The sequence below is a fragment of the Streptomyces sp. DSM 15324 genome, assembly GCF_001514285.1.
In the GTDB taxonomy this organism is placed as follows: domain Bacteria; phylum Actinomycetota; class Actinomycetes; order Streptomycetales; family Streptomycetaceae; genus Streptomyces.
Genome location: NZ_KQ949023.1, coordinates 133,914 through 157,468, shown reverse-complemented (window position 1 = coordinate 157,468; position 23,555 = coordinate 133,914). Strand labels below are relative to the sequence as shown.

Annotated in this window: 26 protein-coding genes and 1 tRNA gene; 7 read left to right on the top strand and 20 right to left on the bottom strand. The window is 70.2% G+C overall.

What is annotated here, in order from left to right; translation table 11 throughout:
* Window positions 1-59: 59 nt before the first annotated feature.
* From AQJ58_RS00690 to AQJ58_RS00675, 4 genes are all read right to left on the bottom strand, one after another.
* The gene (locus AQJ58_RS00690; protein ID WP_067243788.1) at window positions 60-767 is read right to left on the bottom strand and encodes a DUF1707 SHOCT-like domain-containing protein; all 708 of its coding nucleotides are present in this window, start codon (window positions 765-767) and stop codon (window positions 60-62) included.
* A gap of 9 nt (window positions 768-776) precedes the next feature.
* The gene (locus AQJ58_RS00685; RefSeq protein WP_067245574.1) at window positions 777-1,784 is read right to left on the bottom strand and encodes an ABC transporter ATP-binding protein; all 1,008 of its coding nucleotides are present in this window, start codon (window positions 1,782-1,784) and stop codon (window positions 777-779) included.
* A gap of 86 nt (window positions 1,785-1,870) precedes the next feature.
* The gene (locus AQJ58_RS00680) at window positions 1,871-2,647 is read right to left on the bottom strand and encodes an ABC transporter permease (protein ID WP_067245571.1); all 777 of its coding nucleotides are present in this window, start codon (window positions 2,645-2,647) and stop codon (window positions 1,871-1,873) included.
* A gap of 55 nt (window positions 2,648-2,702) precedes the next feature.
* Window positions 2,703-3,503 carry an ABC transporter permease gene (locus AQJ58_RS00675; protein WP_067245569.1) on the bottom strand — a complete coding sequence of 267 codons (801 nt, stop codon included), beginning with the start codon at window positions 3,501-3,503 and terminating at the stop codon, window positions 2,703-2,705.
* A 212-nt stretch (window positions 3,504-3,715) separates the two neighbouring features.
* Here AQJ58_RS00675 and AQJ58_RS00670 point away from each other — a divergent pair, with 212 nt between their 5' ends.
* Complete coding sequence (locus AQJ58_RS00670; RefSeq protein WP_067243787.1) at window positions 3,716-6,103, top strand: transglycosylase domain-containing protein; 2,388 nt, start codon at window positions 3,716-3,718, stop codon at window positions 6,101-6,103.
* 220 nt (window positions 6,104-6,323) lie between these two features.
* On the opposite strand, the gene AQJ58_RS00665 is transcribed toward AQJ58_RS00670, so the two are convergent.
* Window positions 6,324-6,626, bottom strand: coding sequence for a GroES family chaperonin (locus AQJ58_RS00665; protein ID WP_162252535.1), 303 nt, complete (start codon window positions 6,624-6,626; stop codon window positions 6,324-6,326).
* 143 nt (window positions 6,627-6,769) lie between these two features.
* The gene (locus AQJ58_RS00660) at window positions 6,770-7,099 is read right to left on the bottom strand and encodes a DUF3618 domain-containing protein (protein WP_067243785.1); all 330 of its coding nucleotides are present in this window, start codon (window positions 7,097-7,099) and stop codon (window positions 6,770-6,772) included.
* A gap of 107 nt (window positions 7,100-7,206) precedes the next feature.
* Here AQJ58_RS00660 and bcp point away from each other — a divergent pair, with 107 nt between their 5' ends.
* The 3 genes from bcp to AQJ58_RS00645 all read left to right on the top strand — a co-directional run bounded on the left by bcp (window position 7,207) and on the right by AQJ58_RS00645 (window position 8,992).
* Window positions 7,207-7,674: a thioredoxin-dependent thiol peroxidase gene (gene bcp, locus AQJ58_RS00655; protein WP_067243783.1), complete on the top strand. Its 468-nt coding sequence runs from the start codon at window positions 7,207-7,209 to the stop codon at window positions 7,672-7,674.
* 84 nt (window positions 7,675-7,758) lie between these two features.
* Complete coding sequence (locus AQJ58_RS00650) at window positions 7,759-8,406, top strand: HNH endonuclease (protein WP_067243782.1); 648 nt, start codon at window positions 7,759-7,761, stop codon at window positions 8,404-8,406.
* A 513-nt stretch (window positions 8,407-8,919) separates the two neighbouring features.
* Window positions 8,920-8,992: transfer RNA gene (locus AQJ58_RS00645), tRNA-Leu, on the top strand.
* A 55-nt stretch (window positions 8,993-9,047) separates the two neighbouring features.
* Here the strand turns inward: AQJ58_RS00645 and rdgB are convergent.
* From rdgB to AQJ58_RS00625, 4 genes are all read right to left on the bottom strand, one after another.
* A complete protein-coding gene (rdgB, locus tag AQJ58_RS00640) occupies window positions 9,048-9,650 on the bottom strand; it encodes an RdgB/HAM1 family non-canonical purine NTP pyrophosphatase (RefSeq protein ID WP_067243780.1) in 603 nt (200 codons plus the stop codon).
* A gap of 46 nt (window positions 9,651-9,696) precedes the next feature.
* Window positions 9,697-10,116, bottom strand: a complete 420-nt coding sequence (locus tag AQJ58_RS00635) for a hypothetical protein (protein ID WP_067243779.1) — start codon at window positions 10,114-10,116, stop codon at window positions 9,697-9,699.
* Between the two features lie 98 nt (window positions 10,117-10,214).
* Window positions 10,215-10,952 carry a ribonuclease PH gene (gene rph, locus AQJ58_RS00630; RefSeq protein ID WP_067243777.1) on the bottom strand — a complete coding sequence of 246 codons (738 nt, stop codon included), beginning with the start codon at window positions 10,950-10,952 and terminating at the stop codon, window positions 10,215-10,217.
* Between the two features lie 121 nt (window positions 10,953-11,073).
* Complete coding sequence (locus tag AQJ58_RS00625) at window positions 11,074-11,307, bottom strand: PTS sugar transporter subunit IIB (protein ID WP_067243776.1); 234 nt, start codon at window positions 11,305-11,307, stop codon at window positions 11,074-11,076.
* Window positions 11,308-11,556: 249 nt separating this feature from the next.
* Here AQJ58_RS00625 and AQJ58_RS00620 point away from each other — a divergent pair, with 249 nt between their 5' ends.
* A complete protein-coding gene (locus tag AQJ58_RS00620; RefSeq protein ID WP_067243774.1) occupies window positions 11,557-12,807 on the top strand; it encodes a PTS transporter subunit EIIC in 1,251 nt (416 codons plus the stop codon).
* A gap of 92 nt (window positions 12,808-12,899) precedes the next feature.
* Here the strand turns inward: AQJ58_RS00620 and AQJ58_RS00615 are convergent, their stop codons facing one another.
* The gene (locus AQJ58_RS00615; protein WP_067243772.1) at window positions 12,900-13,652 is read right to left on the bottom strand and encodes an MBL fold metallo-hydrolase; all 753 of its coding nucleotides are present in this window, start codon (window positions 13,650-13,652) and stop codon (window positions 12,900-12,902) included.
* 225 nt (window positions 13,653-13,877) lie between these two features.
* On the opposite strand from AQJ58_RS00615, the gene AQJ58_RS00610 reads away from it, so the two are divergent.
* Window positions 13,878-14,336, top strand: a complete 459-nt coding sequence (locus tag AQJ58_RS00610) for a type II toxin-antitoxin system PemK/MazF family toxin (protein ID WP_067243764.1) — start codon at window positions 13,878-13,880, stop codon at window positions 14,334-14,336.
* A 15-nt stretch (window positions 14,337-14,351) separates the two neighbouring features.
* Here AQJ58_RS00610 and AQJ58_RS00605 read toward each other — a convergent pair whose 3' ends face one another.
* The 9 genes from AQJ58_RS00605 to clpS form a co-directional block, all read right to left on the bottom strand.
* Entirely contained in the window at window positions 14,352-14,807 is a 456-nt protein-coding gene (locus AQJ58_RS00605) for a hypothetical protein (RefSeq protein ID WP_067243763.1), read from the bottom strand.
* A gap of 93 nt (window positions 14,808-14,900) precedes the next feature.
* Window positions 14,901-16,958, bottom strand: a complete 2,058-nt coding sequence (locus tag AQJ58_RS00600) for a putative Ig domain-containing protein (protein ID WP_067243762.1) — start codon at window positions 16,956-16,958, stop codon at window positions 14,901-14,903.
* Between the two features lie 281 nt (window positions 16,959-17,239).
* A complete protein-coding gene (locus tag AQJ58_RS00595) occupies window positions 17,240-18,190 on the bottom strand; it encodes a PLP-dependent cysteine synthase family protein (RefSeq protein ID WP_067243761.1) in 951 nt (316 codons plus the stop codon).
* Between the two features lie 15 nt (window positions 18,191-18,205).
* Window positions 18,206-18,484: a MoaD/ThiS family protein gene (locus tag AQJ58_RS00590; RefSeq protein ID WP_067243754.1), complete on the bottom strand. Its 279-nt coding sequence runs from the start codon at window positions 18,482-18,484 to the stop codon at window positions 18,206-18,208.
* A gap of 98 nt (window positions 18,485-18,582) precedes the next feature.
* The gene (locus tag AQJ58_RS45605; protein ID WP_319180349.1) at window positions 18,583-18,678 is read right to left on the bottom strand and encodes a putative leader peptide; all 96 of its coding nucleotides are present in this window, start codon (window positions 18,676-18,678) and stop codon (window positions 18,583-18,585) included.
* A 117-nt stretch (window positions 18,679-18,795) separates the two neighbouring features.
* Entirely contained in the window at window positions 18,796-19,218 is a 423-nt protein-coding gene (locus tag AQJ58_RS00585; RefSeq protein WP_067243753.1) for a M67 family metallopeptidase, read from the bottom strand.
* Window positions 19,219-19,356: 138 nt separating this feature from the next.
* A complete protein-coding gene (locus tag AQJ58_RS00580) occupies window positions 19,357-20,796 on the bottom strand; it encodes an amino acid permease (RefSeq protein ID WP_067243751.1) in 1,440 nt (479 codons plus the stop codon).
* Window positions 20,797-21,145: 349 nt separating this feature from the next.
* Entirely contained in the window at window positions 21,146-21,754 is a 609-nt protein-coding gene (locus tag AQJ58_RS00575) for a DUF2017 domain-containing protein (protein WP_067243749.1), read from the bottom strand.
* Between the two features lie 11 nt (window positions 21,755-21,765).
* The gene (clpS, locus tag AQJ58_RS00570) at window positions 21,766-22,083 is read right to left on the bottom strand and encodes an ATP-dependent Clp protease adapter ClpS (protein WP_055638081.1); all 318 of its coding nucleotides are present in this window, start codon (window positions 22,081-22,083) and stop codon (window positions 21,766-21,768) included.
* A 58-nt stretch (window positions 22,084-22,141) separates the two neighbouring features.
* On the opposite strand from clpS, the gene AQJ58_RS00565 reads away from it, so the two are divergent.
* Complete coding sequence (locus AQJ58_RS00565; protein WP_067243747.1) at window positions 22,142-23,479, top strand: nicotinate phosphoribosyltransferase; 1,338 nt, start codon at window positions 22,142-22,144, stop codon at window positions 23,477-23,479.
* Window positions 23,480-23,555 lie beyond the last annotated feature (76 nt).

The window sequence follows — 23,555 nt, the reverse complement described above, 5'->3', positions numbered from 1 at the left end:
GCTCGGCCGATCTGAAGGGCTCGGCCGCTGGAGCCCGGAGCCCGTCGCGCCTGCCGGGCTCAGTGCCCCAGGTGCCGGTGCCGGTCCCGGCGGGCCTCGCGCAGGTCCGCCCGGGCGGCCCTGCGCTCCAGCTTCGCCTGCCGGCGGGCCGCCCGGGTCAGCTTGCGCTCCACCCCGACACCGCCCCAGAACGCGAACCCGCTCACGATCACCCGGGGTGCCCCCGGCTCGCCCGGCACGCCCGTCTCCCGCTGGTCGAAGCCGCCCATGATCCCGATGCCCCGGACCACGACCTCCACCCCGGGCGGCACCACGATGTGGACGCCGCCCATGATCGCGAAGCAGCTGATCTCGACCTCGCCGGCCGCGAAGTCCGCCTCGCGCAGATCGATTTCCCCGCCGCCCCAGAAGGCGACCGCCGTGAACCGCCGGGGCACGACCCAGCGCCCCTTGCGCTGGAACCCCGACAACACCGCCACGGCCCAGCTCGACGACCCCTGGCCGCCGACCGTCCGCCCGGCCCACGCCCCGTCCGGCACGGGCTCCTTGCGCAGCGAGACGGCGGGCACGAGCCCGGCGGCCGGCAGGTCGCGGGTGATCGGCGCCAACTCGCCGTACGTCCGCGCCCGGTACGTCTGTTCCAGCCGCTCCTCGAACTCCGCCATGTCGAGGCGGCCCTCGGCGAGGGCGTCCCGCAGGACCTCGGCGACCCGTTCACGGTCGGCGTCGGATGCTCTCAGGTCCGGGACTGCCGCATCGTCGGTCATGCGGGCAGCCTACGAGTTCCGGCCGCCCGGCACCACGGTCTCCCGTTCGACATACATCCGTGCGATGACGGCCTCGATGTCGGGCTCCCGCACCGACAGGTCCACCAGCGGGTACTCCGCCGCGATCCGCGCCACCAGCGGGGCCGCCGACGCCGACGCCGGGAACGCCAGCCACTGCCGCGGCCCCTCCACCTTCACCACCTGCGCGCCGGCCACCTCGATCGGCGGCAGCTCCCGCTCCAGGTCCACCACCAGGGTCCGCTCGCTCTCCCCCGCCTCGTGCAGCCCGGCGAGCCCGCCGTCGTAGACCAGTCGCCCGTGGTCGATGACCATCACCCGCGAGCACAGCTGCTCGATGTCCTGGAGGTCGTGGGTGGTGAGCAGGACCGTCGTGCCGCGCTCGGCGTTCAACTCGCGCAGGAACTCCCGCACCCGCCCCTTGGAGACGACGTCCAGACCGATCGTCGGCTCGTCCAGGTAGAGCACGTCGGGGTCGTGCAGCAGCGCCGCCGCGATGTCGCCGCGCATCCGCTGACCGAGCGAGAGCTGACGCACGGGGACGTCCAACAGGGCTTCCAGCTGGAGGAGTTGCACCAGACGGTCGAGGTTCTCGCGGTAACGGGCGTCCGGGATGCGGTACATGCGGTGCATCAGCCGGTAGGAGTCGATGAGCGGGAGGTCCCACCAGAGCGTCGTCCGCTGGCCGAACACCACCCCGATGCGGTGCGCCAGCCGGGTCCGTTCGCGGGACGGGTCGATGCCCGCCACCCGCAGCCGGCCGCCGCTCGGCACCAGGATGCCGGTCAACATCTTGATCGTCGTCGACTTCCCCGCGCCGTTGGGCCCGATGTAGCCGACCATCTCCCCGCGCGCCACGGTGAACGAGATCGCGTCGACCGCCCGCACCCGCCGCACCTCCCGCTTCAGGAAGCCGGTCTTCTTGCGCACGTCGAAGACCTTCTCCACCCGGTCCAGCTCGATGAAGGCGTCCCCCCGCGACCCGCCGTCCACCGTCAGCTCCCCGTCCACCGTCAGCTCCCCGTCCAGCGTCAGGTCCCCGTCCGCCCTCGGCTCTCCGTCCACCCTTGGCTCCCTGTTCACCCTCAACTCCCTGTGCTGCGATACGACCTGAGCCCCGTCCGCCACGCCAGTCCGGCCAGTACCCAGCACCCCGCCGCCACCAGCGGCGGGGCGAACGCCGCCCACTGCGGCAGCCCCAGCGGATACGGCCGGTCCAGCACATAGGCGGCGGGCACCCAGTTGACGAAGGCCAGCGGGAACATGAACGTCACCCCGCGCACCAGTTCCTTGCCGAACACCGTCGGCGGGTACTGCAACAGCGTCTGACCGCCGTACGTGAACGCGTTCTGCACCTCGGCGGCGTCCTGCGCCAGGAACTGGAACGACGCGCCCGCCACGAACACCGCGCAGAAGATCACCCCACCGCACACCACCGTCACCGGCAGCAGCAGCGCCTTCGCCGGCGTCCAGTGCACGTCCAGGGCGAACAGGGCGTACCCGAGGACGACGGCGCCCTGGGTGACCCGGCCCAGCCGGCGCAACGCGAACCGGTCCGCGGCGACCTGCGCCAGCACCGGCGCCGGCCGCACCAGCAGCGTGTCCAGCGTGCCGTCCCGCACCCGGGTGCCCAGCCGGCCCGCCGAGCCCATCACCAGGTCCGCGATCCCGAAGGAGATCGCCGACAGCCCGTACAGCAGGGCGACCTCGGGCAGCGCGTACCCGCCCAGGCTGTCCACCCGGGAGAACATCAGCAAGATCGCGACAAAGTCCAGCCCGGTCACCAGGGCCCCGCCGAGCGCCGTCATCACGAACGACGCCCGGTAGGCCATCGTGGAACGGATCCACATCCCGGCGATCATCCGATACGTCCGCAGCCCTTCCAGGACCCGGCCGGACTCGACGAACCGCAGATCCTCAGCCACCCTGCACCACCACCCGCCGGGTCGCCGCCGACTGCACCAGCCGCCCCACCGCCAGCAGCGCCGCCGCCCACGCCGCCTGGAAGGCGAACACCGGCAGCGGATCCGCCTCCCCCATCAGCACATCGGCGGGCATCTGCAACTGCGCCGCCCACGGCAGCACCCGCACGACCTCGCCCACCGCCCCCGGGAACGCGTTCAGCGGCAGGGCCATCCCCGAGCAGAAGATCCCCGTGACCATGTGCACCTGCAGCCCGCCCTGGCCGTCCATCAGCCAGAACCCGCTCAACGCCACCAGGAACCGGATCCCGAAGCTGACGATCATCGCCAGCACCAGCGTGACCAGAAAGGCCAGCCAGGTCCCCGGATCACCCGGCAGCGCGGTCGGGAAGCACAACACCCCGAAGATGAAAGGGATCACACCGCGGCCCAGCAACTGGAACACCGCCCGCCCCACGTCGTTCGCCAGCCACCAGCCCTGGAGATCCGCAGGACGGTAGAGGTCGATCGCGATGTCACCCGTACGGATACGCTCGATGAGATCGACCTCGAAACCGCCGCCCTGGATCGCCATCGTCGCGAACAGCGCCTGGCCCAGCCACACGTACGTCACCGCCTGGGCCTGGTCATAGCCCCCGAGGTGCGGCCGCTCGTCCCACAACGCCAGGTATGTGTAGACGAGGATCAGGCCGAAAACCGTGTTGGTGAACACCCCCGCGGCCGTGGCCGCCCGATAGGTCGCGTACCTTCTGAAACCCCCCGCTGCGACGGCCGCGTACAACCGCGCCGAACCCACGGCAACCTTCCTCCTCGCCCGCTCGTCCACCTCTACGACACCGAAGCGCAGGAGCCTAGCCCGCAGGCACACTGACGTGCCACGCGTTTTCCGGCACGATGCGTGCCGATTGCCGGGAACGGAACGCTTGGTGCGAGAGTCTCCAACAGGGGGACAGATGGCGTACGAGGCGTACGGGAACGTACGACGCGAAACAGGAGTCCGAGCAGCACATGAGCGACGAGCCGCAGCCGCAGCAGCCGACCGAGGGCTGGGCACCGAGTGAACAACCGGGGGAGGCCAAGATGCCCAAGCGCCCCAAGCGCACCGGTTGGCGGCGGCTGATCCCCACCTGGCGGATGGTGCTCGCCACCTTCGTCCTCGGTGTGCTCCTCCTCATCGGCCTGTTCTACCTGGGCTACTCCACGGTCAAGATCCCGCCGGCGAACGCGCTCGCCACCAAGCAGTCCAACGTCTACCTGTACGCGGACGGCACGGAGATCGCCCGCGACGGCGAGATCAACCGCGAGAGCGTCGACCTCTCGCAGATCTCCAAGGCCGCCCAGCACGCGATCCTCGCCGCCGAGGACCGCGACTTCTACACCGAGTCCGCCGTCGACCCCAAGGCCATGCTGCGGGCCGGCTGGAACACCGCGACCGGCAAGGGCAAGCAGTCCGGTTCCACGATCACCCAGCAGTACGTGAAGAACTACTACCTCGCGCAGGAGCAGACCGCCAAGCGCAAGGTGAAGGAGTTCTTCATCGCGATCAAGCTGGACCGCGAGAAGTCCAAGGACGAGATCCTCGAGGGCTACCTCAACACCAGCTACTTCGGCCGCAACGCGTACGGCATCGAGGCCGCCGCCAAGGCCTACTACGGCATCGACGCCTCCACCCTGACCCCCGAACAGGGCGCGTACCTCGCCGCGCTGGTCAACGCGCCCAGCGAGTACGACGTGATCGCCCACCCCGAGAACAAGAGGGCCGCCCAGGCCCGCTGGAACTACGTCCTCGACGGCATGGTCACCAAGGGCTGGCTCGACAAGTCCAAGCGCGAGGGCATGAAGTTCCCCACACCGAAGGAGACCTCGGGCGCCGCCACCGGCATGTCCGGACAGCGCGGCTACCTCGTCAACGCCATCAAGGACTATCTGCTCGACAACAAGATCGTCACCTCGGACAAGCTCGACGCCGGCGGCTACCGGATCACCACCACCATCCAGAAGAAGAAGCAGAACGCCTTCGTCGACGCCGTCAACGACAAGCTGATGAACAAGCTCGACAAGAAGAACCGCAAGGTCGACACCTACGTCCGCGCGGGCGGCGCCGCCGTCGACCCCAAGACCGGCAAGATCCTCGCCCTGTACGGCGGCATCGACTACATCAAGCAGTACACCAACAACGCCACCCGCCAGGACTTCCAGGTCGGCTCCACCTTCAAGCCGTTCGTGTTCACCTCCGCCGTCGAGAACGACTCCACCACCCAGGACGGCCGCACCATCACGCCGAACACGGTGTACGACGGCACCAACAGGCGGCCCGTGCAGGGCTGGAGCGGCGGCAGCTACGCCCCCGAGAACGAGGACTACGTCAACTACGGCAACATCACCGTGCGCCAGGCCACGGACAAGTCCGTGAACTCCGTGTACGCGCAGATGGCCGTCGACGTCGGCCCCTCCAAGGTCAAGCAGACCGCGATCGCCCTGGGCCTGCCCACCGACACCCCCGACCTCCAGCCGTACCCGTCCATCGCGCTCGGCACCGCCACCGCGAGCGTCCTCGACATGGCCGAGGCGTACGCCACGCTCGCCAACCACGGCAAGCACGGCACGTACACGATCATCGACAAGCTCACCAAGGACGGCAAGACGGTCGAGCTGCCCAAGCGCAAGACCACCCAGGCCGTCAGCCGCCAGGCCGCCGACACCACCACCTCCGTCCTGCAGAGCGTGGTCAACCAGGGCACCGCCACCGCCGCCCTCGCCGCCGGCCGCCCCGCCGCCGGCAAGACCGGCACCGCCGAGGAGGACCAGGCCGCCTGGTTCGCCGGGTACACCCCCGACCTCGCCACCGTCGTCGCCGTGATGGGCCAGGACCCCGAGACGGCCGCCCACAAGTCCCTCAAGGGCGCCATGGGCCTCGCCCGCATCAACGGCGGCGGCGCGCCCACCGAGATCTGGGCGCAGTTCACCAAGGAAGCCCTGAAGAACACCAAGGTGCACGCATTCGACCTCGACCTCCAGGCCGGCTCCGCGGACACCGGTCTGCCCACCGGCCCGTCCTCCCCGGCCGCCTCCCCCAGCGGCGACGGGACCACCGCCGGCGGCCAGGGCGACCAGGGCCAGGCACAGGGCCAGACCGGCGGCGGCGGCACCGACGGCGGCTCGGCCACCACCGGCACGACCGGCGGCACCCCTGGCGGCGGCACCTCCACCGGGACCGCCGACGGCGGCACCGGGGACGCCGGCACCACCACCGGCACGGGCGACGCGGGCACCACCACCGGCACCGGGGACGCGGGCACCACCGCCGGCACCGGCGACACCGGTACCCCGGGCGGCCCCCAGGGCACGACGACGGGGACGGGGACGCAGCTCACGACCCGCAGAGAGATCGGCTAGGACTAGGGGCAGCCGGACGCAGGGCAGCCGGACGGGGCCTCAGTGCTTCCCGGTCGCCTTGAGACCGATCACGGCGACCAGCAGCAGGGCCACGAAGAAGATCCGGGCGGCGGTGACGGGCTCCCCCAGCACCGCCATGCCGGTCGGGTACTTCCACGCCAGCAAAGAAACGGCAAAAGGGGCTGGTGACGAGGGTCACCAGCCCCTTTCGGCCATTTATTCAGAGGTAGAGGCCGGTCGTGTCCTCCGAGCCCTCGAACCGGTCCGCGGCCACCGCGTGCAGGTCGCGCTCGCGCATCAGGACGTACGCCACGCCCCGCACCTCCACCTCGGCCCGGTCCTCCGGGTCGTACAGGACCCGGTCGCCCGGCTCCACGGTGCGTACGTTCTGCCCCACCGCGACGACCTCCGCCCACGCCAGGCGGCGGCCCACCGCCGCCGTGGCGGGGATCAGGATCCCGCCGCCGGAGCGGCGCTCGCCCTCACTGGTGTCCTGCCGTACGAGGACACGGTCGTGGAGCATCCGGATGGGAAGCTTGTCGTGCTGAGGACCGCTGTGGTCGCTTCTGTTACCGCTCACGCCTCGAACCTACCTGCCTTCGCCGTACGGGAGGGCTACCGGGTGGGCCACCGGCCGGGGTACCCGGTGGGCCACGGGGTGGCTCCTCACGCCTTCCGTCGCCGGCCGCTCAGCGCGAGCAGCCCGACCACGCCGACCACGACGAGCACCACCGGCACGACCCGCTCCAGCCGCGGCGCGCCGTCCTCGTCCACGAACTGCGCCCTGACGTCCGTCACCACCCGGTTGGCCTGGACGTAGGCCTTGCCGAGGGTGTGGTCCACGTTGGCGACGACCTTGGCCTTGGCGTCCCCGACGATGGTCTTCGGGTGCACCCGCACCCCGATCTCGTCCAGCGTCTCGGCGAGCTTCGCACGGCGGGCCTTGATGTCCGCCTCGATCTGCGCCGGGGTTCTGGTGTCCGACGTGTCCGCCACGGTGAGGCCTCCGAAGTCAGCCGATACGTTGTTGCGATACCTGTTCTGGACAGTCTGTCAGCTCTGCCCGGGACCGCACGGTCAGGACCCCCGGTTACGCTGGACCGATGAGCGAGCGACTCCAGCCCGGGGACGTGGCCCCCGCCTTCACCCTCCCCGACGCCGACGGCAACGAGGTGTCCCTGTCGGACCACAAGGGCCGCAAGGTCATCGTGTACTTCTACCCGGCGGCGCTGACCCCCGGCTGCACCAAGCAGGCCTGCGACTTCACGGACAACCTCGACCTCCTGGCCGACGCCGGCTACGACGTCATCGGCATCTCCCCGGACAGCCCCGAGAAGCTCGGCAAGTTCCGCGAGAAGGAGTCCCTGAAGGTCACCCTTCTGGCCGACCCCGAGAAGACGGTCCTCGACGCGTACGGGGCCTTCGGCGAGAAGAAGAACTACGGCAAGACGTACCTGGGCGTGATCCGCTCCACGATCGTCGTCGACGAGGAGGGCAAGGTCGCGCACGCCTTCTACAACGTCCGGGCGACGGGTCACGTAGCCAAGATCATCAAGGATCTGGGGATCTGAGGCCCCCTGTTCCCCCGCGTCCGATAAACGGTTCGTTACTCCGTACGAGACCACGAACGGGTGGCCGGATACGGAGGGGGTTTGATGGGCGCGAGTGCGTACAGCAAGGAGCGGCTGGAGGAGGCGGCTCGGGTGGCGCGGACGCTGTCGGAGGCGCTGGAGCGGCTGGGCGTGGAGCCGGGGAGCCCGACTCGGGGCTACATCCGGGAGCGGATGAGGAAGCTGGGCGTGGATACCTCGCACTTCGAGCGGGAGGTGAAGTGGACGAGGGAGATCCTCGAGTCCGCCGTCGCCGCCTCGACAAACATGTGCGAGGTGCTGCGGCATCTCGGGCTGGAGGTGGTCGGCGGTCACCACACGCACATCAGCCGCCGGATCAAGGCGTACGGGATCGACACGTCGCACTTTCGCGTGCCACCCAGGGGTGGTGACGCGACGCGTCGCCGGATGCCGGAAGCACTGCTCGTCGAGTCGCGGGACGCCCACGCACGCCGCGTGCCGAGCGATCGCCTCAAGCGAGCGTTGCTCGCGCAAGGCCAGGAAGAGCGCTGCGCCCTGTGCGGGATCGAGGCCGTGTGGCAGGGGCAACCGCTGCCTCTGGAGGTCGACCACATCGACGGCAACTGGCGGGACAACCGCATCGCCAACCTTCGCCTTCTCTGCCCGAACTGCCACTCCACGACGGACACCTACCGAGGGCGCGGCAAGGGCCGTGGCCGGGACGCCCGGTGAGGCGTTCCCAGCCCACACGCGACGAACTACGTCGGGCGATCACCGGATCGACATCACTCGCGGAAGCATTACTGCACTTGGGTCGCCCCAACAACCACTGGCAACGCACACTGCTGCGCCGGTGGACCGTCGAAGCGGGCATCTCGACAGCCCATTTCCTCGGACAAGGGCACCGGCGCGGCAAGCGGAGCCACAACGCCAAGGATCCTGCGGAAATCCTGGTCAGCCATGAGGGCAAGCGCCGGACGAGTGCCGCACTACTGCGTCGTGCGCTCCGGGAGGTTGGTGTGCCGGAACTGTGCGTGGGCTGCGGCGTCGGCCCCGAGTGGCTCGGCAGGCCCATGACCCTGGAGGTCGACCACATCAACGGGGACTGGAGCGACGACCGGCGGGAGAACCTGCGGTTGTTGTGCCCCAACTGCCACTCTGTCACCGCAACCTGGTATCGAGGGGGCCGAAGGCGAAGCTCGTAGTCCCGGGCCCCCTCGCCCAGTAAGGTAGAGCGCGGTACATGCGCTCGTACTCCAACGGCAGAGAGACAGGCCTTAGAAGCCTGGTGTTGTCGGTTCAAATCCGACCGGGCGCACTTCGAAACAGGCCCCGCACCTTCGATTCAAAGGTGCGGGGCCTGGCTCCTTGAGTCAGCCCAGCAGCTCCCGAACCACCGGCACCAACCCCCGGAACGCCTTCCCCCGATGGCTGATCGCGTTCTTCTCCTCGGCCGTCAGTTCCGCGCAGGTGCGGGTTTCGCCGGCCGGCTGGAGGATCGGGTCGTAGCCGAAGCCGTTCGTGCCGGCCGGGGTGTGGCGCAGGGTGCCCGTCAGGCGGCCCTCGACCACCCTCTCCGTGCCGTCCGGCAGCGCGAGCGCCGCCGCGCAGGCGAAGTGGGCGCCCCGGTGTTCGTCGGCGATGTCGGAGAGCTGGGCGAGGAGCAGGTCCAGGTTGGCCCGGTCGTCGCCGTGGGTGCCGGACCAGCGGGCGGAGAAGATGCCGGGGGCGCCGTTCAGGACGTCCACGCAGAGGCCGGAGTCGTCGGCGACGGCGGGCAGGCCGGTGGCCCGGGCGAGGGCGTGGGCCTTGAGGAGGGCGTTCTCGGCGAACGTCACTCCGGTCTCCTTGACGTCGGGGATCTCCGGGTAGGCGTCCGCGCCGACGAGGTCGTGCGGCAGGCCTGCGTCGGCGAGGATCGACCTGAGTTCGGTGATCTTTCCGGCGTTGCGGGTGGCGAGGATCAGGCGGGTCATGTCCCCCAGTATCCCGAGCCCCGCCACCGGGTCCCGCCACCGGTCGTTACGGCGTGCAGACCTTGGTCAGTTCGCCCGCCGCGTCGGTGACCGGGCTGAGGTCGGGGGTGGCGTCGCCGTTGTCCACGGCCGTACGGACGTTCTTCACGGCCGTGCGCAGGTCGTCGACGGCCTTGTTGACGTCGGTGTTGTCCGTCTTGTCGCCGATCTGGCCGAGGTCGTTCTCGATGGAGGTGAGGGACTCGTCGAGCTGGGTCGGGTCGTTCGACGCGTTCTCCACGGCCTGCTGGAGGTCGGTGACGCTGTCGGCGATGGCGTCGGCGGTCTGGACGCAGTCCAGGGCCTTGTTGACGGCGTCGCAGCCGGTGACCGTGAAGCCCAGGGTGAGGGCGACGGCCGCGGCGCTCGCGGCGATGGCGGTACGGCGGCCTCGGCCCCGGTGTCGGCGGCTCGCGGTCTTGGCCATTGCGGTGATCCTCCCCGTTGAACTGCGGTGCGTACTGCCCAAGACGCCGTGGTGCGCGGTGAGGTTGCCACCGCGCACCACTTCTCTTGGTACGCCCTTTACTTTTCGAGGACGGTATCAAGGGCCGCGCGCTGGAGGGCGGTCAGTTCCCGGCATCCGGAGACGGCCAGGTCCAGCAGGGAGTTGAGTTCCTCGCGGGCGAACGGCTCGGCCTCGGCGGTGCCCTGGACCTCGACGAAGCGGCCGTCGCCGGTGCAGACGACGTTCATGTCGGTCTCGGCCTTGACGTCCTCCTCGTAGCGGAGGTCGAGGAGGGGGACGCCGCCGACGATGCCGACGGAGACGGCGGAGACCGTGCCGATGAGCGGCTGGCGGCCGGCCCGGATCAGCTTCCTGCCCTGGGCCCAGGCGACGGCGTCGGCGAGGGCGACGTACGCGCCGGTGATGGCGGCGGTGCGGGTGCCGCCGTCGGCCTGGAGGACGTCGCAGTCGAGGACGATGGTGTTCTCGCCGAGCGCCTTGTAGTCGATGACGGCGCGCAGGGAGCGGCCGATGAGGCGGGAGATCTCGTGGGTGCGGCCGCCGATCTTGCCGCGCACGGACTCGCGGTCGCCGCGGGTGTTGGTGGCGCGGGGAAGCATGGAGTACTCGGCGGTGACCCAGCCCTCGCCGCTGCCCTTGCGCCAGCGGGGGACGCCTTCGGTGACGGAGGCGGTGCAGAAGACCTTGGTGTCGCCGAAGGAGATGAGGACCGAGCCCTCTGCGTGCTTGCTCCAACCGCGTTCGATGGTGACGGGGCGGAGCTGTTCGGGGGTGCGGCCGTCGATGCGTGACATGGCGCCGAGCCTAGCCGTAGACGGGGTGGGGGCTCCTCCCGCGCGGTGATCGTGCGGGAGGGGTCCCTTGCCCGTGACCGGGCCGGTCACCGGTCACCGGTCACCGGTCACCGGTCACCGGTCACATCATGTCTTCGATCTCCGCGGCGATCGGGTCGGCGTCGGTGCCGATGACGACCTGGATGGCGGTGCCCATCTTGACGACGCCGTGGGCGCCGGCGGCCTTGAGGGCGGCGTCGTCGACGAGGGAGGGGTCGGAGACCTCGGTCCGCAGGCGGGTGATGCAGCCCTCGATCTCCTCGATGTTGTCGATGCCGCCGAGTCCGGCGACGATCTTCTCTGCCTTGGTGGCCATGTCGGTCTCCTCACGCACAGGTGGCCCAGCTTCGCGAGCGATTGTGTCGTGCGTACCGAAGGATGACGTCACGGCAACCCGATCGACAGCAACCCAATCGTCCGGAACTGGTCTACACCACCCGGCAGGCGGTCGCCAACACCGTGGGCGATTTCCGCCGCGCGCAGCGGGTTCCTTATCTCTTCTTCATCTGCTACAACATGGTCTACACCACTGAGTGGTGTAGACCATCACCCAGATGGAGGAACCATGACCACCGCCACCGCGCCATCGGCGGCCCCCGCCAAGAAGCGGGGATCCGGCCTGCTCCAGGGCCTGCAGAAGGTCGGCCGCAGCCTTCAGCTCCCCATCGCCGTGCTCCCGGCGGCAGGCATCCTGCTCCGCTTCGGGCAGACGGACGTGCAAGACAAGCTCCACCTGCCCGACAAGGTCACGGCGGTGTTCGGCACGGCCGGCGGCGCCATCTTCGACAACCTCCCGATGCTGTTCTGCATCGGCGTCGCCATCGGTTTCGCCAAGAAGGCGGACGGCTCGACCGCCCTCGCCGCGCTGGTGGGCTTCCTGGTCTACAGCAACGTACTGAAGGCGTTCCCGGTCACCGAGGCGAAGGTCCAGGCGGGCGCCGACATAGCCGCCACCTACAACAACCCCGGTGTCCTCGGCGGCATCCTGATGGGTCTGCTCTCGGCGGTGCTGTGGCAGCGGTACCACCGCAAGAAGCTGGTCGACTGGCTCGGCTTCTTCAACGGCCGCCGGCTGGTGCCGATCATCATGGCGTTCGTCGGCACGCTCATGGGTGTCTTCTTCGGCCTGGTCTGGAAGCCGATCGGCGAGGGCATCTCGGACGTCGGCGAGTGGGTCACCGGTCTCGGTGCCTTCGGCGCCGGGCTGTTCGGCCTGATCAACCGCGCGCTGATCCCGGTCGGCATGCACCAGTTCGTGAACTCGGTCGCCTGGTTCCAGCTCGGTGACTTCAAGGAGGCCTCCGGCGACATCGTCCACGGCGACCTCACCCGGTTCTTCGCCGGGGACCCGACCGCCGGCCAGTTCATGACGGGCTTCTTCCCGATCATGATGTTCGGTCTGCCGGCCGCCGCGCTCGCCATCGCCCACACCGCCCGCCCCGAGCGCCGCAAGGCCGTGCTGGGCATGATGATCTCGGTCGCGCTGACCTCGTTCGTGACCGGTGTGACCGAGCCGATCGAGTTCTCGTTCATGTTCATCGCCCCGCTGCTGTACGCCATCCACGCGGTGCTCACCGCCTTGTCGATGGCGGTCACCTGGGCGCTCGGTGTGCACACCGGCTTCACCTTCTCGGCCGGCTTCATCGACTACGCCCTGAACTGGAACCTGGCCACCAAGCCCTGGCTGATCATCCCCGTCGGTCTGGTCTTCGGCGCGATCTACTACTTCGTCTTCCGCTTCGCCATCACGAGGTTCAACCTCCCCACCCCGGGCCGTGAGCCCGAGGAGGAGATCGAGGACCTGACGAAGGCATAGCCCGACTGTCGACGCAGAAGGCCCCGGAGCAGCGTGCTCCGGGGCCTTCTGCGCCGCCGTGCGCCTGAACCTCGTACGGCGGCGGGGCGGATCTAGATCTCGTACGACACCCTCGGCGCCGCCAGTTCCACCGGGCCGGCGAAGACCTCGCGGGCGTCGGCGAGGTTGACCCGGGGGTCGGTCCACGGGGGGATGTGGGTCAGCACGAGGCGTCTCGCGCCGGCCCGGGCCGCCGTCTCGCCGGCCTCGCGGCCGTTGAGGTGGAGGTCGGGGATGTTCTCCTTGCCGTGGGTGAAGGCGGCCTCGCACAGGAAGAGGTCGGTGTCGCGGGCGAGGTCCTCCAGGGCCGGGCTGAGGCCGGTGTCGCCGGAGTAGGTGAGCGACCGGCCGCCGTGCTCGACGCGGATGCCGTACGCCTCGACGGGATGGGCCACGCGCTCGGTGTGCACGGTGAACGGGCCGATCTCGAAGGTGGACGGCTTGACCGTGTGGAAGTCGAACACCTCGCTCATCGAGGAGGCGGAGGGGGTGTCGGCGTAGGCCGTGGTCAGGCGGTGTTCGGTGCCTTCGGGGCCGTAGACCGGGATGGGGTCGCAGCGCCCGCCGTCGTGGCGGTAGTAGCGCGCGACGAAATAGGCGCACATGTCGATGCAGTGGTCGGCGTGCAGATGGCTCAGGAAGATCGCGTCGAGGTCGTAGAGACCGCAGTGACGCTGCAGCTCGCCGAGGGCGCCGTTGCCCATGTCGAGAAGCAGCCTGTAGCCGTCGGCCTCGACGAGGTAGCTCGAGCAGGCCGATTCCGCGGACGGAAACGACCCCGAGCAGCCGACGACGGTGAGCTTCATAAAGCAGAAACCTCCGCTGGCGGGATATGAAAGTGGTGCGAGGGATGTGGGGCGACGGGGGTCGTGCGGTTTGTCGAGCGTAAGGCGCAAAACCCCGGGTCGCTCCTCCGCCAGGGGCTGTTGTGGGCGAACTCACCTGTGCTGTCACCGGTTCGGCTGGACCAGGGGTGTGTGAGGCGTGAACAGGGGCGCGCGATGCCGTGCGCGCGCCGGTAACGTCGTCCCGTGGACACGTCCTGGTGGCTCGCGCTCGCCGCGGTGGTACTGCTGGCGCTGGTCGCCGCGCTCGTCGACGGCTGGGGGCGCGGGCGGCGTCCCGAGGGGCGCAGGACCCGGCCGCCGGGGCGGGCTGTCCGCGGGCGCGGGGTCCGGGGGCGGCCGCGGCCGGCGGAGATCTGGTGGGCGAACGTGCCGTTCGAGGACGGGCCCGGGCAGAAGGACCGGCCGTGTCTGGTGCTGGGGGTGCGGGGCGAACGGGTGACCGTCGCGAAGATCACCAGCAGGTACCGGGACGGGCGGGCGGGGGTGATCCCGCTGCCGCCGGGCGCGGTGGGTGACGCGCGGGGGCGGCCCGGCTTCCTGGAGACGGACGAGCTGCGGCAGGTCCCGGTGGCGGACTTCCGGCGCCGGGTGGGCGTGATGGACCCGGTGCTGTGGGACCAGGTCCGGCATCTGGCGACGTGAACCGCGGGTCGCCACTCACCCGGTCACGCGGACGGTGACCGTCCATTCCTCGATGCCCTTGCAGGCGACCTGGCTCGCCCCGGTGGGTGGGGCGCACAGGGGGCGGGAGGCGCTGAGGCGGGTGGTGCCGGGGGCCACCGCGTCGTAGGCGGCGAGGGCGTCGCCGGGCAGCACGACGATGCCGGCGTTGGTGGGTTTCAGCACGTCACCGGTGGTGGTGACCGCGGACCAGGGGCGTTCCTTGGTGCCGTCGAGGTTCAGGCGGAGCTGTCCGCCGACGGCCAGGCAGAAGGTGCGGCCGGTGTCGGCGGCGGTGAGTTCGGCGGGCGGGGTGGCGGTGCAGTCCTCGTCGGTGGCCGTCGTCGAGGAGGGCGGGGGTGCCGAGGCGCCGTCGCTCTCGGTGCCGCAGCCGGCGAAGGCGAGCGTCAGCACCACGAGGGCGAGGGCGGTGGAAGGGGTCGTACGGCGCATGGGGGCCTCCTTTCTCCCCCTTCGACGTACCACCCGTACGCCTGGATCCGTGCCGGGCGTACGGGTGATACGGGTGATACCGGTGCGGCCGGGTCAGGCGGTGGTGACGGCCGTGTCGTCGAGGACGAAGCTGGTCTGGAGGCTGGAGTCCTCGACCCCGCTGAACTTCAGGGTGACGGTGGAGCCCGCGTAGGCGGAGAGGTCGAGGGACTTCTGGGTGTAGCCGGTGGCGGCGTCGAGGTTGGAGTAGGTGGCCAGGGTGGTCGAGCCGGCCGTGACGGTGAGCTTGTCGTACTGCGTGCCGGTGGAGGTCTCGGCGGTGTCGATGTGCAGGTAGAAGGTGAGGGTCGCCTTGCAGCCGCTCGGGACCGTCACCGCCTGGGAGAGGGTGTCGGTGTGCGAGGAGCCGTAGCCGTCCAGCCAGGCGTAGGAGGAGCCGGTGTGGGGGGCCTCGCTGCCGGAGGTGGTGATGACGCCGGAGCCGGCGGTCCAGACGGTGTTGCCGGACTCGAAGCCGGGGTTGCCGAGCAGTTGGGCTGCGGTGCAGGTGCTGCCGGAGGAGCCGACGGTCCAGGTGAAGGAGGCCGAGCCGAAGGCGCCGGTGGAGTCGGTGGCGGTGACGGTGACCTGGTAGGTGCCGGCGGTGGACGCCGTACCGGTGATCTTGCCGGTGGTGCTGCCGATGGACAGGCCGGCCGGCAGGCCCGAGGCGCTGTAGGTGAGGGTGGCGCCCGCGCTGTCGGTGGCGCTGATCTGGAGGCTGACCGCGCTTCCGGTGGTGGTGGAGCGGCTGCCGGGGTTGGTGACGGTCACCGTGTTGCCGGTGGCGGTGCCGGCGGTGAAGGCGGTGGTGCCGTTGGGGGTGCCCCAGCCGGTCGGGCCGTCGTAGCCGGTCCTGGCGGTGCAGAAGTAGGAGGTGGAGCAGGTGCCGTTGCTGCCGCTGGTGACGTCGTACAGGTTGCCGGTGTGGCTGTAGGGGTACTTCGCCGGGTAGTCGCCGGAGCCCGGGGTGCCGGCCAGGGCGTAGACGCCCGCGATGATCGGGGCGGAGGCGCTGGTGCCGCCGTAGACCGCCCAGCCGGAGCCGCCGTAGGTGTCGTAGACGGCGACGCCGGTGGCCGGGTCGGCGACGGCGGAGACGTCCGCCTCCATGCGCTTGGCGCAGCCGGTGTCGGTCTGCCAGCTCGGCTTGGGGTCGTACGCGGAGCAGCCGGAGCCGGTGCCCTCGGTGCTGGAGGTGTGCCAGACGGACTCGGTCCAGCCCCGGGTGGTGGAGGAGGTGGCGAGGGCGGTGCCGCCGACGGCGGTCACGTACTGGGAGGTGGCCGGGTATTCGGCGCCGTAGGCGGAGTCGCCCGCGCTGACGGTGATGGCGACGCCGGGGTGCTTGAAGTAGGAGGTGTCCTCGCCGGTCTGGGAGGAGGACTCGCCGCCGCCCCAGCTGTTGGAGACGAACTTGGCGCCGAGGGCGACGGCCTCGTTCTCGGCGGTGCCGAGGTCGGCGTCGGTGGCGGAGTTGGCCTCGATGAGGGTGATGTTGCAGTTGGGGCAGACGGCGCTGACCATGTCGAGGTCGAGCGCCTCCTCGCCGGCCCAGCCGGTGTCGTTGGTGGGCAGCGAGGTGGTGGAGCCGGTCTGGCTGACCTGCTTGAAGCAGCCGTTGGCCTTGGTGCAGGCGGACAGGCCGTAGGTGGAGCGGTAGGTGGCGAGGTCGGACTCGGCGTTGGGGTCGTTGAAGGCGTCGACGACGGCGACGGTCAGCCCGGAGCCGCCGGTCGAGGGCAGGTTGTAGGCGCTGTGCAGGTTCGCGGGGCTGAGGCCGGAGGGTGCGGCGGCCGCGGCGGCGAGGGCGGTGGCGAGGCGCTGCTTGATGTCGGTGCGGCGCTGGGCGAAGCAGGTGGCGTGGCCGGGGGCCGGCTCGCCGCAGAGGTGGGTGGTGGGGACCTTCTCGCCCGCCGTGCCGGTGGAGTGGACGGTCTGCCGGTCGGGGGCGGTGAGGGCCTTGGCGTTCTGGGTGGTGCGGGAGGTGGCCGCCGCGGTGCGGGCGGCGGGCTGGGCACCGGCCGCGGGGGCCGCGAGGAGTCCGGCGACGGTGAGGGTGAGGGCGGGGACGGCGACGCTCAGGAGTCTTCGCAGGCGTGGCTCGCGCATGGGTACTGCCTCCATCGGGAGTGGGGATCTCGTATGGGGTGCAGGCACGTGACGCGCGTAGCGGCGGACGGAGGCGCGGTCATGAGCATGACACTCGGGGGATCGGGGTGGGACTGCGGGCAGAACGTAGCCCCGCGGCACCGGTTACCGGCAGTACCCCCGGACGTTCTTTGCCGCCCCGTGGACAGCGTTTAGCCCCCTCATAGGAGGGGGCTGGCGCGTGGTTGATGAGCCCTATGCCGGAGCTATGCCGGAGCCGTGCCGGAGCCGTGCCCGGTGCCTCAGGCCCAGAGCTGGCCCTGGAGCGTCTCGATGGCCTCCTCGGTGGTGGCCGCCGTGTAGACACCGGTGGAGAGGTACTTCCAGCCGCCGTCCGCGACGACGAACACGATGTCCGCGCTCTCCCCCGCCTTGACGGCCTTGCGTCCGACGCCGATCGCGGCGTGCAGCGCGGCGCCCGTGGAGACACCGGCGAAGATGCCCTCCTGCTGGAGGAGTTCACGGGTGCGGGTCACGGCGTCCGCCGAGCCGACCGAGAACCGGGTGGTGAGGACGGAGGCGTCGTACAGCTCCGGTACGAAGCCCTCGTCGAGGTTGCGCAGGCCGTACACCAGGTCGTCGTAGCGCGGTTCGGCGGCGACGATCCGCACGTCCGGCTTGTGCTCGCGCAGATAGCGGCCGACGCCCATCAGGGTGCCGGTCGTGCCGAGGCCGGCCACGAAGTGGGTGACGGAGGGCAGGTCGGCGAGGATCTCCGGGCCGGTCGTCGCGTAGTGGGCGCCGGCGTTGTCCGGGTTGCCGTACTGGTAGAGCATCACCCAGTCGGGGTGCTCGGCGGCGAGTTCCTTGGCGACGCGCACGGCGGTGTTGGAGCCGCCCGCCGCCGGGGAGGAGATGATCTCGGCCCCCCACATCGCGAGCAGGTCCCGGCGCTCCTGCGAGGTGTTCTCGGGCATCACGCAGACCATGCGGTAGCCCTTGAGCTTGGCCGCCATGGCGAGGGAGATGCCGGTGTTGCCGCTCGTCGGCTCCAGGATGGTGCAGCCGGGGGTGAGCCGGCCGTCCTTCTCCGCCTGCTCGACCATGTGCAGGGCGGGGCGGTCCTTGACCGAGCCAGTGGGGTTGCGGTCCTCCAGCTTGGCCCAGATACGGACGTCGGCGGACGGCGACAGCCGCGGCAGGCGCACCAGAGGGGTGTTGCCCACCGCGGCCAGCGGGGAGTCGTAACGCATGCCGGGTCTGCCGGCCTAGGCCATGCCGCCGGCCACGGCCGGCAGGATCGTCACGGTGTCGCCGTCGGTCAGCTTGGTGTTGATGCCGTCGACGAAACGGACGTCCTCGTCGTTGAGGTAGACGTTGACGAAGCGGCGCAGCTTGCCCTCGTCCACGATCCGGGCGTGGATGCCGGTGTGCCGGGTCTCGAGGTCGTTGAAGAGGTCGGCGAGGGTGTCACCGCTGCCCTCCACCGCCTTCTGACCGTCGGTGTACTGGCGGAGGATGGTGGGGATGCGGACCTCGATGGCCATGGCTCAGGGCTCCTGTCGGAAGGAAGGTGGGCAGCGCGGGATACGTGCGTGGTGAGACATCGCCGCGGCTCACGGCCGTACGGCGGCAGGGGTCCGCGTCAACAGATGGCGCTGGCTAGCCTGCACAGGTCGACGTGCAGCCGCGCCACGAGCAGTGCGCCCGGCGTCTTCTCGCTCACGTCGTGGGAAACCATGGGCTCATCGTATCGATTCCCGTCCCGGCTTCCGGAATGTGATCCCACATGGTGGACGGAATCGGGCCGGTGAGTGAGATGCGACGCCTGCGGGCGGAGGTCGCCGGCGGAAGACGGTCAGTAGCCCTCGACGATCCGGACCTCCTCCTCGGTGACCTCGCCCTCCACGATGCGGAAGGAGCGGAACTGGAAGTCGCCGAGGCCGTCGGTGTCGCGGGTGGAGACGAGGACGTAGTGGGCGCCGGGTTCGTTGGCGTAGGAGATGTCCGTGCGCGAGGGGTGGGCCTCGGTGGCGGTGTGGGAGTGGTAGATGACCACCGGCTCCTCGTCGCGGTCGTCCATCTCGCGGTAGAGCTTGAAGAGGTCCCCGGAGTCGAACTCGTAGAACGTGGGTGACATCGCGGCGTTCAGCATGGGGATGAAGCGCTCGGGGCGGTCGGAGCCGGCCGGCCCGGCGACGACGCCGCACGCCTCGTCGGGGTGGTCCTTGCGCGCGTGGGCGACGATCTGGTCGACGAGGGCCTGGGTGATGGTCAGCATGTTCGTCAGGATAGACAGAGGGGCCGTTCCGTACCGGGGTGCGGTACGGAACGGCCCACATGGCGGACGCCCTGAGCGGCAGCCGCAGCGGGGCGCCACGAGTGCTCCCTGCGGATGGACGTCCTGGGGTGGGTCCGGTCAGCCGGTCTTCTCGAGCTCCGGCTCGCGGTGGTCCGTGACCTCGGGGGTACGGCCCTTGAGGACCGCCCAGCCGACGCCGAGCGCGGCGGCCCAGCCGGCCATGACGTACAGGCAGACCCGGGAGTCGGCGTCGTAGGCGATGAGGCCGGTGACGAAGAGCAGGAACACGATGGCGATCCAGCTGCACACCGAGCCGCCCGGCGCCGGGAAGGACGAGGCGGGCAGGCGGCCCGCGACGACCGCGCGGCGGTAGAGGACGTGGCTGACCAGGATCATCAGCCAGGTCCAGATGCCGGCCGCGGTGGCGACGGAGGTGACGTAGCCGAACGCCTTCTCCGGGACGACGTAGTTGAGGACCACGCCGATGCCCATGAAGAGGACCGAGACCGTGATGCCGAAGGCCGGGGTCTTGGTGGCGGACAGCTTGCGGAAGGCCGCCGGGGCCTCGCCGCTGTCGGCCAGCGTGCGCAGCATCCGGCCGGTGGAGTACATGCCGGAGTTGCAGGAGGACAGGGCCGCGGTGAGGACGACGAAGTTGACGATGCCGGCGCCGGCCGGGATGCCGATCTTCGCGAAGGCCTCGACGAACGGCGAGACGCCCGGGGCGAACTCGGTCCACTTCACGACGCACAGGATGACGGTGAGCGCGCCGACGTAGAACAGGGCGATGCGCCACGGAAGGGTGTTGATGGCCTTCGGGAGCGTCTTCTCCGGGTCCTCGGACTCGCCCGCGGTGACGCCGACCAGCTCGACCGCGAGGTAGGCGAACATCACGCCCTGGAGGGTCATCAGGGAGGAGCCGATGCCCTTGGGGAAGAAGCCGTCGAACTGGTAGAGGTTCGCGACCGACGCGGTGTCACCGGCGCTGCTGAAGCCGAAGGTCAGCACGCCGAGGCCGATGACGATCATGCCGATCAGGGCGGTGACCTTGACCATCGAGAACCAGAACTCCAGCTCGCCGAAGAGCTTCACGGAGATCAGGTTGACCCCGAAGAGGATCACCAGGAAGACCAGGGCGGTGACCCATCGCGGGACGTCCGGGAACCAGTAGTTGACGTAGATCGCGGCGGCCGTCAGCTCGGCCATGCCGGTGACGACCCACATCAGCCAGTAGGTCCAGCCGGTGAAGTAGCCGAAGAACGGGCCGAGGAACTCACGGGAGTACTCGGCGAAGGAGCCCGAGACCGGGCGGTAGAGCAGGAGCTCGCCGAGCGCCCGCATGATGAAGAAGACGATCGCGCCCGCGAGGGCGTACATGAGGATGAGGCTGGGACCGGCCTTGGCGATGTTCGCGCCGGCTCCCAGGAAGAGGCCGACGCCGATGGCGCCGCCGATGGCGATCATCTGGACCTGGCGGCTGCCGAGTCCGCGTTCGTACCCCTCTTCGGGCGCCGTCTCGGCGCCGTTGCCGTCCGTGTCGACCTGAGCGGAGGTCATGTGTGTGGTGCGCCTTTCTCCATGCCGACCCGGGCCTCTCGTCGGCCTCGGATCGGGTTTCGATCCCCCCGGATGATGGAGCGAGCGGGTTCGGGCCGACCCGAACCCGCTGAGCCTGGCCGGCGGTCGCCGGCTCGGTGGCGCACCCGGCCGAACATTCGGGTGGTGTTCGCCGGGCGGTCGTGAAGATTTATCACGGCTGTAACAGTGATCGCGGCTCTCCCGTGTGGCGCACGACACAGGAAGAAGCACAGGAACTGCCCCCGGAGCGGACATTAGCCATGGGGGCGGTGACGCGATCGTTATCCGGATTTGAGCGTCCTCTGAGCGAACGCTCCAGGAGGGCTTATCAGGGCATAAGGGTCGAGACGAGGGTCTCCTGGAGGCCGCCCAGCCACAGGTACGCCATCACCATCGGCTTGCGCGGGTCCTCGTCCGGCAGCCGGTACAGGACGTCGGTGTCGTCCTCGTCCGTGATCTCCAGCCGGGCCCCGATCGCCAGCCGCAGATCGTTGAGGGCGCCGAGCCACTGCCGGGACTCCCCCGGCGTGAGCTTCAGCACGGCCCCGCCCTCGCCGGCCGCCTCGGAGGCCAGCACGTCCAGGGTGCGGACCACCACGAGGGCGTTCGCGCGCTTGCCGGCCCTGAGGTCGTTCTCGGTAAAGCGGCGGAACTCGGCGGAGTGCGCCTTCTGCTCGTCCGCCTGCCGCGGCCCCGGGGTTTTCTCCGGGTCGGTGTAGGCGTCCGGGAAGAGCCGGCGGAGCACCGGGTCGGCGGGGGGCTCGCTGGGGCCCTCGGCGAAGAGCTCGGCGAGCGGGTCGTCGGGGGCGTCCTCGGCGGGGCCGGGCCCGATCAGTTCCAGCAGCTGGACGGCCAGCGACCGGATGATGGAGATCTCGACGTCGTCGAGCGCGACGGCCGCGCCGCCGCCGGGAAGCGGTTCGAAGTGTCCAGGCATCAGTGAGGAGGCTACTTCCGGTCCTGCTGGAGGGTGGCCCACAGTCCGTAGCCGTGCATGGCCTGCACGTCGCGTTCCATCTCCTCACGAGAGCCGCTGGAGACGACCGCCCGGCCCTTGTGGTGGACGTCGAGCATGAGCTTGGTGGCCTTGTCCTTGCTGTAGCCGAAGTACGTCTGGAAGACGTACGTCACGTAGCTCATCAGGTTGACCGGGTCGTTGTGGACGATGGTGACCCAGGGGACGTCCGGCTCGGGGACGGCGTAGACCTCCTCCGCCGACTCGGTCCGTTCGATCTCAAGGGGAGCGGGTGACGTCACAAGGCCCATGCTGCCACGGGCCCCACAAATCGTCACACTGACGCAAAGGGGTGTAGCATCTGTCGGCATGAACACAGCGGACCTTGGGCTGCCGGTGGACGTTCCCTCTACGGCGCTCTTCACTGACCAGTACGAGCTGACCATGTTGCAGGCCGCTCTCAAGGCCGGGACGGCCGAGCGGCGCAGCGTGTTCGAGGTCTTCACCCGGCGGCTGCCGGACGGGCGGCGCTACGGCGTCGTCGCGGGCACCGGGCGGGTCCTGGACGCGGTCGAGAACTTCCGCTTCGACCAGGACGTCCTGGGCTTCCTGCGCCGCCGCGCCCTCGTCGACGACGAGACGCTCGACTGGCTGGCCGCCTACCGCTTCTCGGGTGACATCTGGGGCTACCCGGAGGGCGAGGTCTACTTCCCCGGCTCGCCGATCCTGCGGGTGGAGGGCTCCTTCGCCGAGTGCGTGCTGCTGGAGACGGTGATCCTGTCCATCCTCAACCACGACTCGGCGATCGCGGCGGCCGCCTCCCGGATGTCCTCGGCCGCCGGCGCCCGGCCGCTGATCGAGATGGGCGCCCGCCGCACCCATGAGCTGGCCGCGGTCGCCGCGAGCCGCGCCGCGTACGTCGGCGGCTTCACCTCCACCTCCGACCTGGCCGCCGGGTTCCGCTACGGCATCCCGACCGTGGGCACCAGCGCCCACGCCTTCACCCTGCTGCACGACAGCGAGCGGGACGCCTTCCGGGCCCAGGTGGACTCCCTCGGCGGCGGCACGACCCTGCTCGTCGACACCTACGACGTCACCGAGGCCGTCCGTACGGCGGTGGAGGTGGCCGGGCCCGGGCTGGGCGCCGTCCGCATCGACTCCGGCGACCTGCTGCTGGTCGCCCACCGGGTGCGCCAGCAGCTCGACGCGCTGGGCGCCACCGACACCCGGATCATCGTCACATCCGACCTCGACGAGTACGCCATCGCCTCGCTGGCGGCGGCGCCCGTGGACGCGTACGGCGTGGGGACGCAGCTGGTGACGGGATCCGGGCATCCCACCTGCTCGATGGTCTACAAGCTGGTCGCGCGCGCCGAGTCGGCCGATCCGAAGGCGCCGCTGGTGCCGGTCGCGAAGCGGTCCACGGGCGGCAAGACGTCGATCGGCGGCCGCAAGTGGGCGGCGCGGCGGCTGGACGCGGACGGGGTCGCCGAGGCCGAGGTCGTCGGCACCGGGCCGGTGCCGGCCGCCCTCGCTGACCGGCAGCTGCTGGTGGAGCTGGTCAGGGGCGGCACCGTGGTCGGCCGCGAGCCCCTGGACGCCGTACGCGACCGCCACACGGCGGCCCGCGCCAACCTGCCCCTGTCCGCCACCCAGCTCTCCCGGGGGGAGCCGGTGCTGGCGACGGAGTACCTCCAGGAGCGCTAGTGCTGTGACCGCACCAGGCACCCCCCACCGGGTCCCGTCCGTCGACGGCGGGGCCCTGTTGCCGGGGGCGGAAAAT

What these genes read in the sequence shown, in the direction of transcription:
- AQJ58_RS00690 (WP_067243788.1), bottom strand. Translation starts at nt 767, where the DNA reads ATGACCGACGATGCGGCAGTCCCGGACCTGAGAGCATCCGACGCCGAC.
- AQJ58_RS00680 (WP_067245571.1), bottom strand. Translation starts at nt 2,647, where the DNA reads ATGATCGCCGGGATGTGGATCCGTTCCACGATGGCCTACCGGGCGTCG.
- AQJ58_RS00670 (WP_067243787.1), top strand. Translation starts at nt 3,716, where the DNA reads ATGAGCGACGAGCCGCAGCCGCAGCAGCCGACCGAGGGCTGGGCACCG.
- AQJ58_RS00665 (WP_162252535.1), bottom strand. Translation starts at nt 6,626, where the DNA reads ATGCTCCACGACCGTGTCCTCGTACGGCAGGACACCAGTGAGGGCGAG.
- bcp (WP_067243783.1), top strand. Translation starts at nt 7,207, where the DNA reads ATGAGCGAGCGACTCCAGCCCGGGGACGTGGCCCCCGCCTTCACCCTC.
- AQJ58_RS00650 (WP_067243782.1), top strand. Translation starts at nt 7,759, where the DNA reads ATGGGCGCGAGTGCGTACAGCAAGGAGCGGCTGGAGGAGGCGGCTCGG.
- rdgB (WP_067243780.1), bottom strand. Translation starts at nt 9,650, where the DNA reads ATGACCCGCCTGATCCTCGCCACCCGCAACGCCGGAAAGATCACCGAA.
- AQJ58_RS00635 (WP_067243779.1), bottom strand. Translation starts at nt 10,116, where the DNA reads ATGGCCAAGACCGCGAGCCGCCGACACCGGGGCCGAGGCCGCCGTACC.
- rph (WP_067243777.1), bottom strand. Translation starts at nt 10,952, where the DNA reads ATGTCACGCATCGACGGCCGCACCCCCGAACAGCTCCGCCCCGTCACC.
- AQJ58_RS00625 (WP_067243776.1), bottom strand. Translation starts at nt 11,307, where the DNA reads ATGGCCACCAAGGCAGAGAAGATCGTCGCCGGACTCGGCGGCATCGAC.
- AQJ58_RS00620 (WP_067243774.1), top strand. Translation starts at nt 11,557, where the DNA reads ATGACCACCGCCACCGCGCCATCGGCGGCCCCCGCCAAGAAGCGGGGA.
- AQJ58_RS00615 (WP_067243772.1), bottom strand. Translation starts at nt 13,652, where the DNA reads ATGAAGCTCACCGTCGTCGGCTGCTCGGGGTCGTTTCCGTCCGCGGAA.
- AQJ58_RS00605 (WP_067243763.1), bottom strand. Translation starts at nt 14,807, where the DNA reads ATGCGCCGTACGACCCCTTCCACCGCCCTCGCCCTCGTGGTGCTGACG.
- AQJ58_RS00600 (WP_067243762.1), bottom strand. Translation starts at nt 16,958, where the DNA reads ATGCGCGAGCCACGCCTGCGAAGACTCCTGAGCGTCGCCGTCCCCGCC.
- AQJ58_RS00595 (WP_067243761.1), bottom strand. Translation starts at nt 18,190, where the DNA reads ATGCGTTACGACTCCCCGCTGGCCGCGGTGGGCAACACCCCTCTGGTG.
- AQJ58_RS00590 (WP_067243754.1), bottom strand. Translation starts at nt 18,484, where the DNA reads ATGGCCATCGAGGTCCGCATCCCCACCATCCTCCGCCAGTACACCGAC.
- AQJ58_RS45605 (WP_319180349.1), bottom strand. Translation starts at nt 18,678, where the DNA reads ATGGTTTCCCACGACGTGAGCGAGAAGACGCCGGGCGCACTGCTCGTG.
- AQJ58_RS00585 (WP_067243753.1), bottom strand. Translation starts at nt 19,218, where the DNA reads ATGCTGACCATCACCCAGGCCCTCGTCGACCAGATCGTCGCCCACGCG.
- AQJ58_RS00580 (WP_067243751.1), bottom strand. Translation starts at nt 20,796, where the DNA reads ATGACCTCCGCTCAGGTCGACACGGACGGCAACGGCGCCGAGACGGCG.
- AQJ58_RS00575 (WP_067243749.1), bottom strand. Translation starts at nt 21,754, where the DNA reads ATGCCTGGACACTTCGAACCGCTTCCCGGCGGCGGCGCGGCCGTCGCG.
- clpS (WP_055638081.1), bottom strand. Translation starts at nt 22,083, where the DNA reads ATGGGCCTTGTGACGTCACCCGCTCCCCTTGAGATCGAACGGACCGAG.
- AQJ58_RS00565 (WP_067243747.1), top strand. Translation starts at nt 22,142, where the DNA reads ATGAACACAGCGGACCTTGGGCTGCCGGTGGACGTTCCCTCTACGGCG.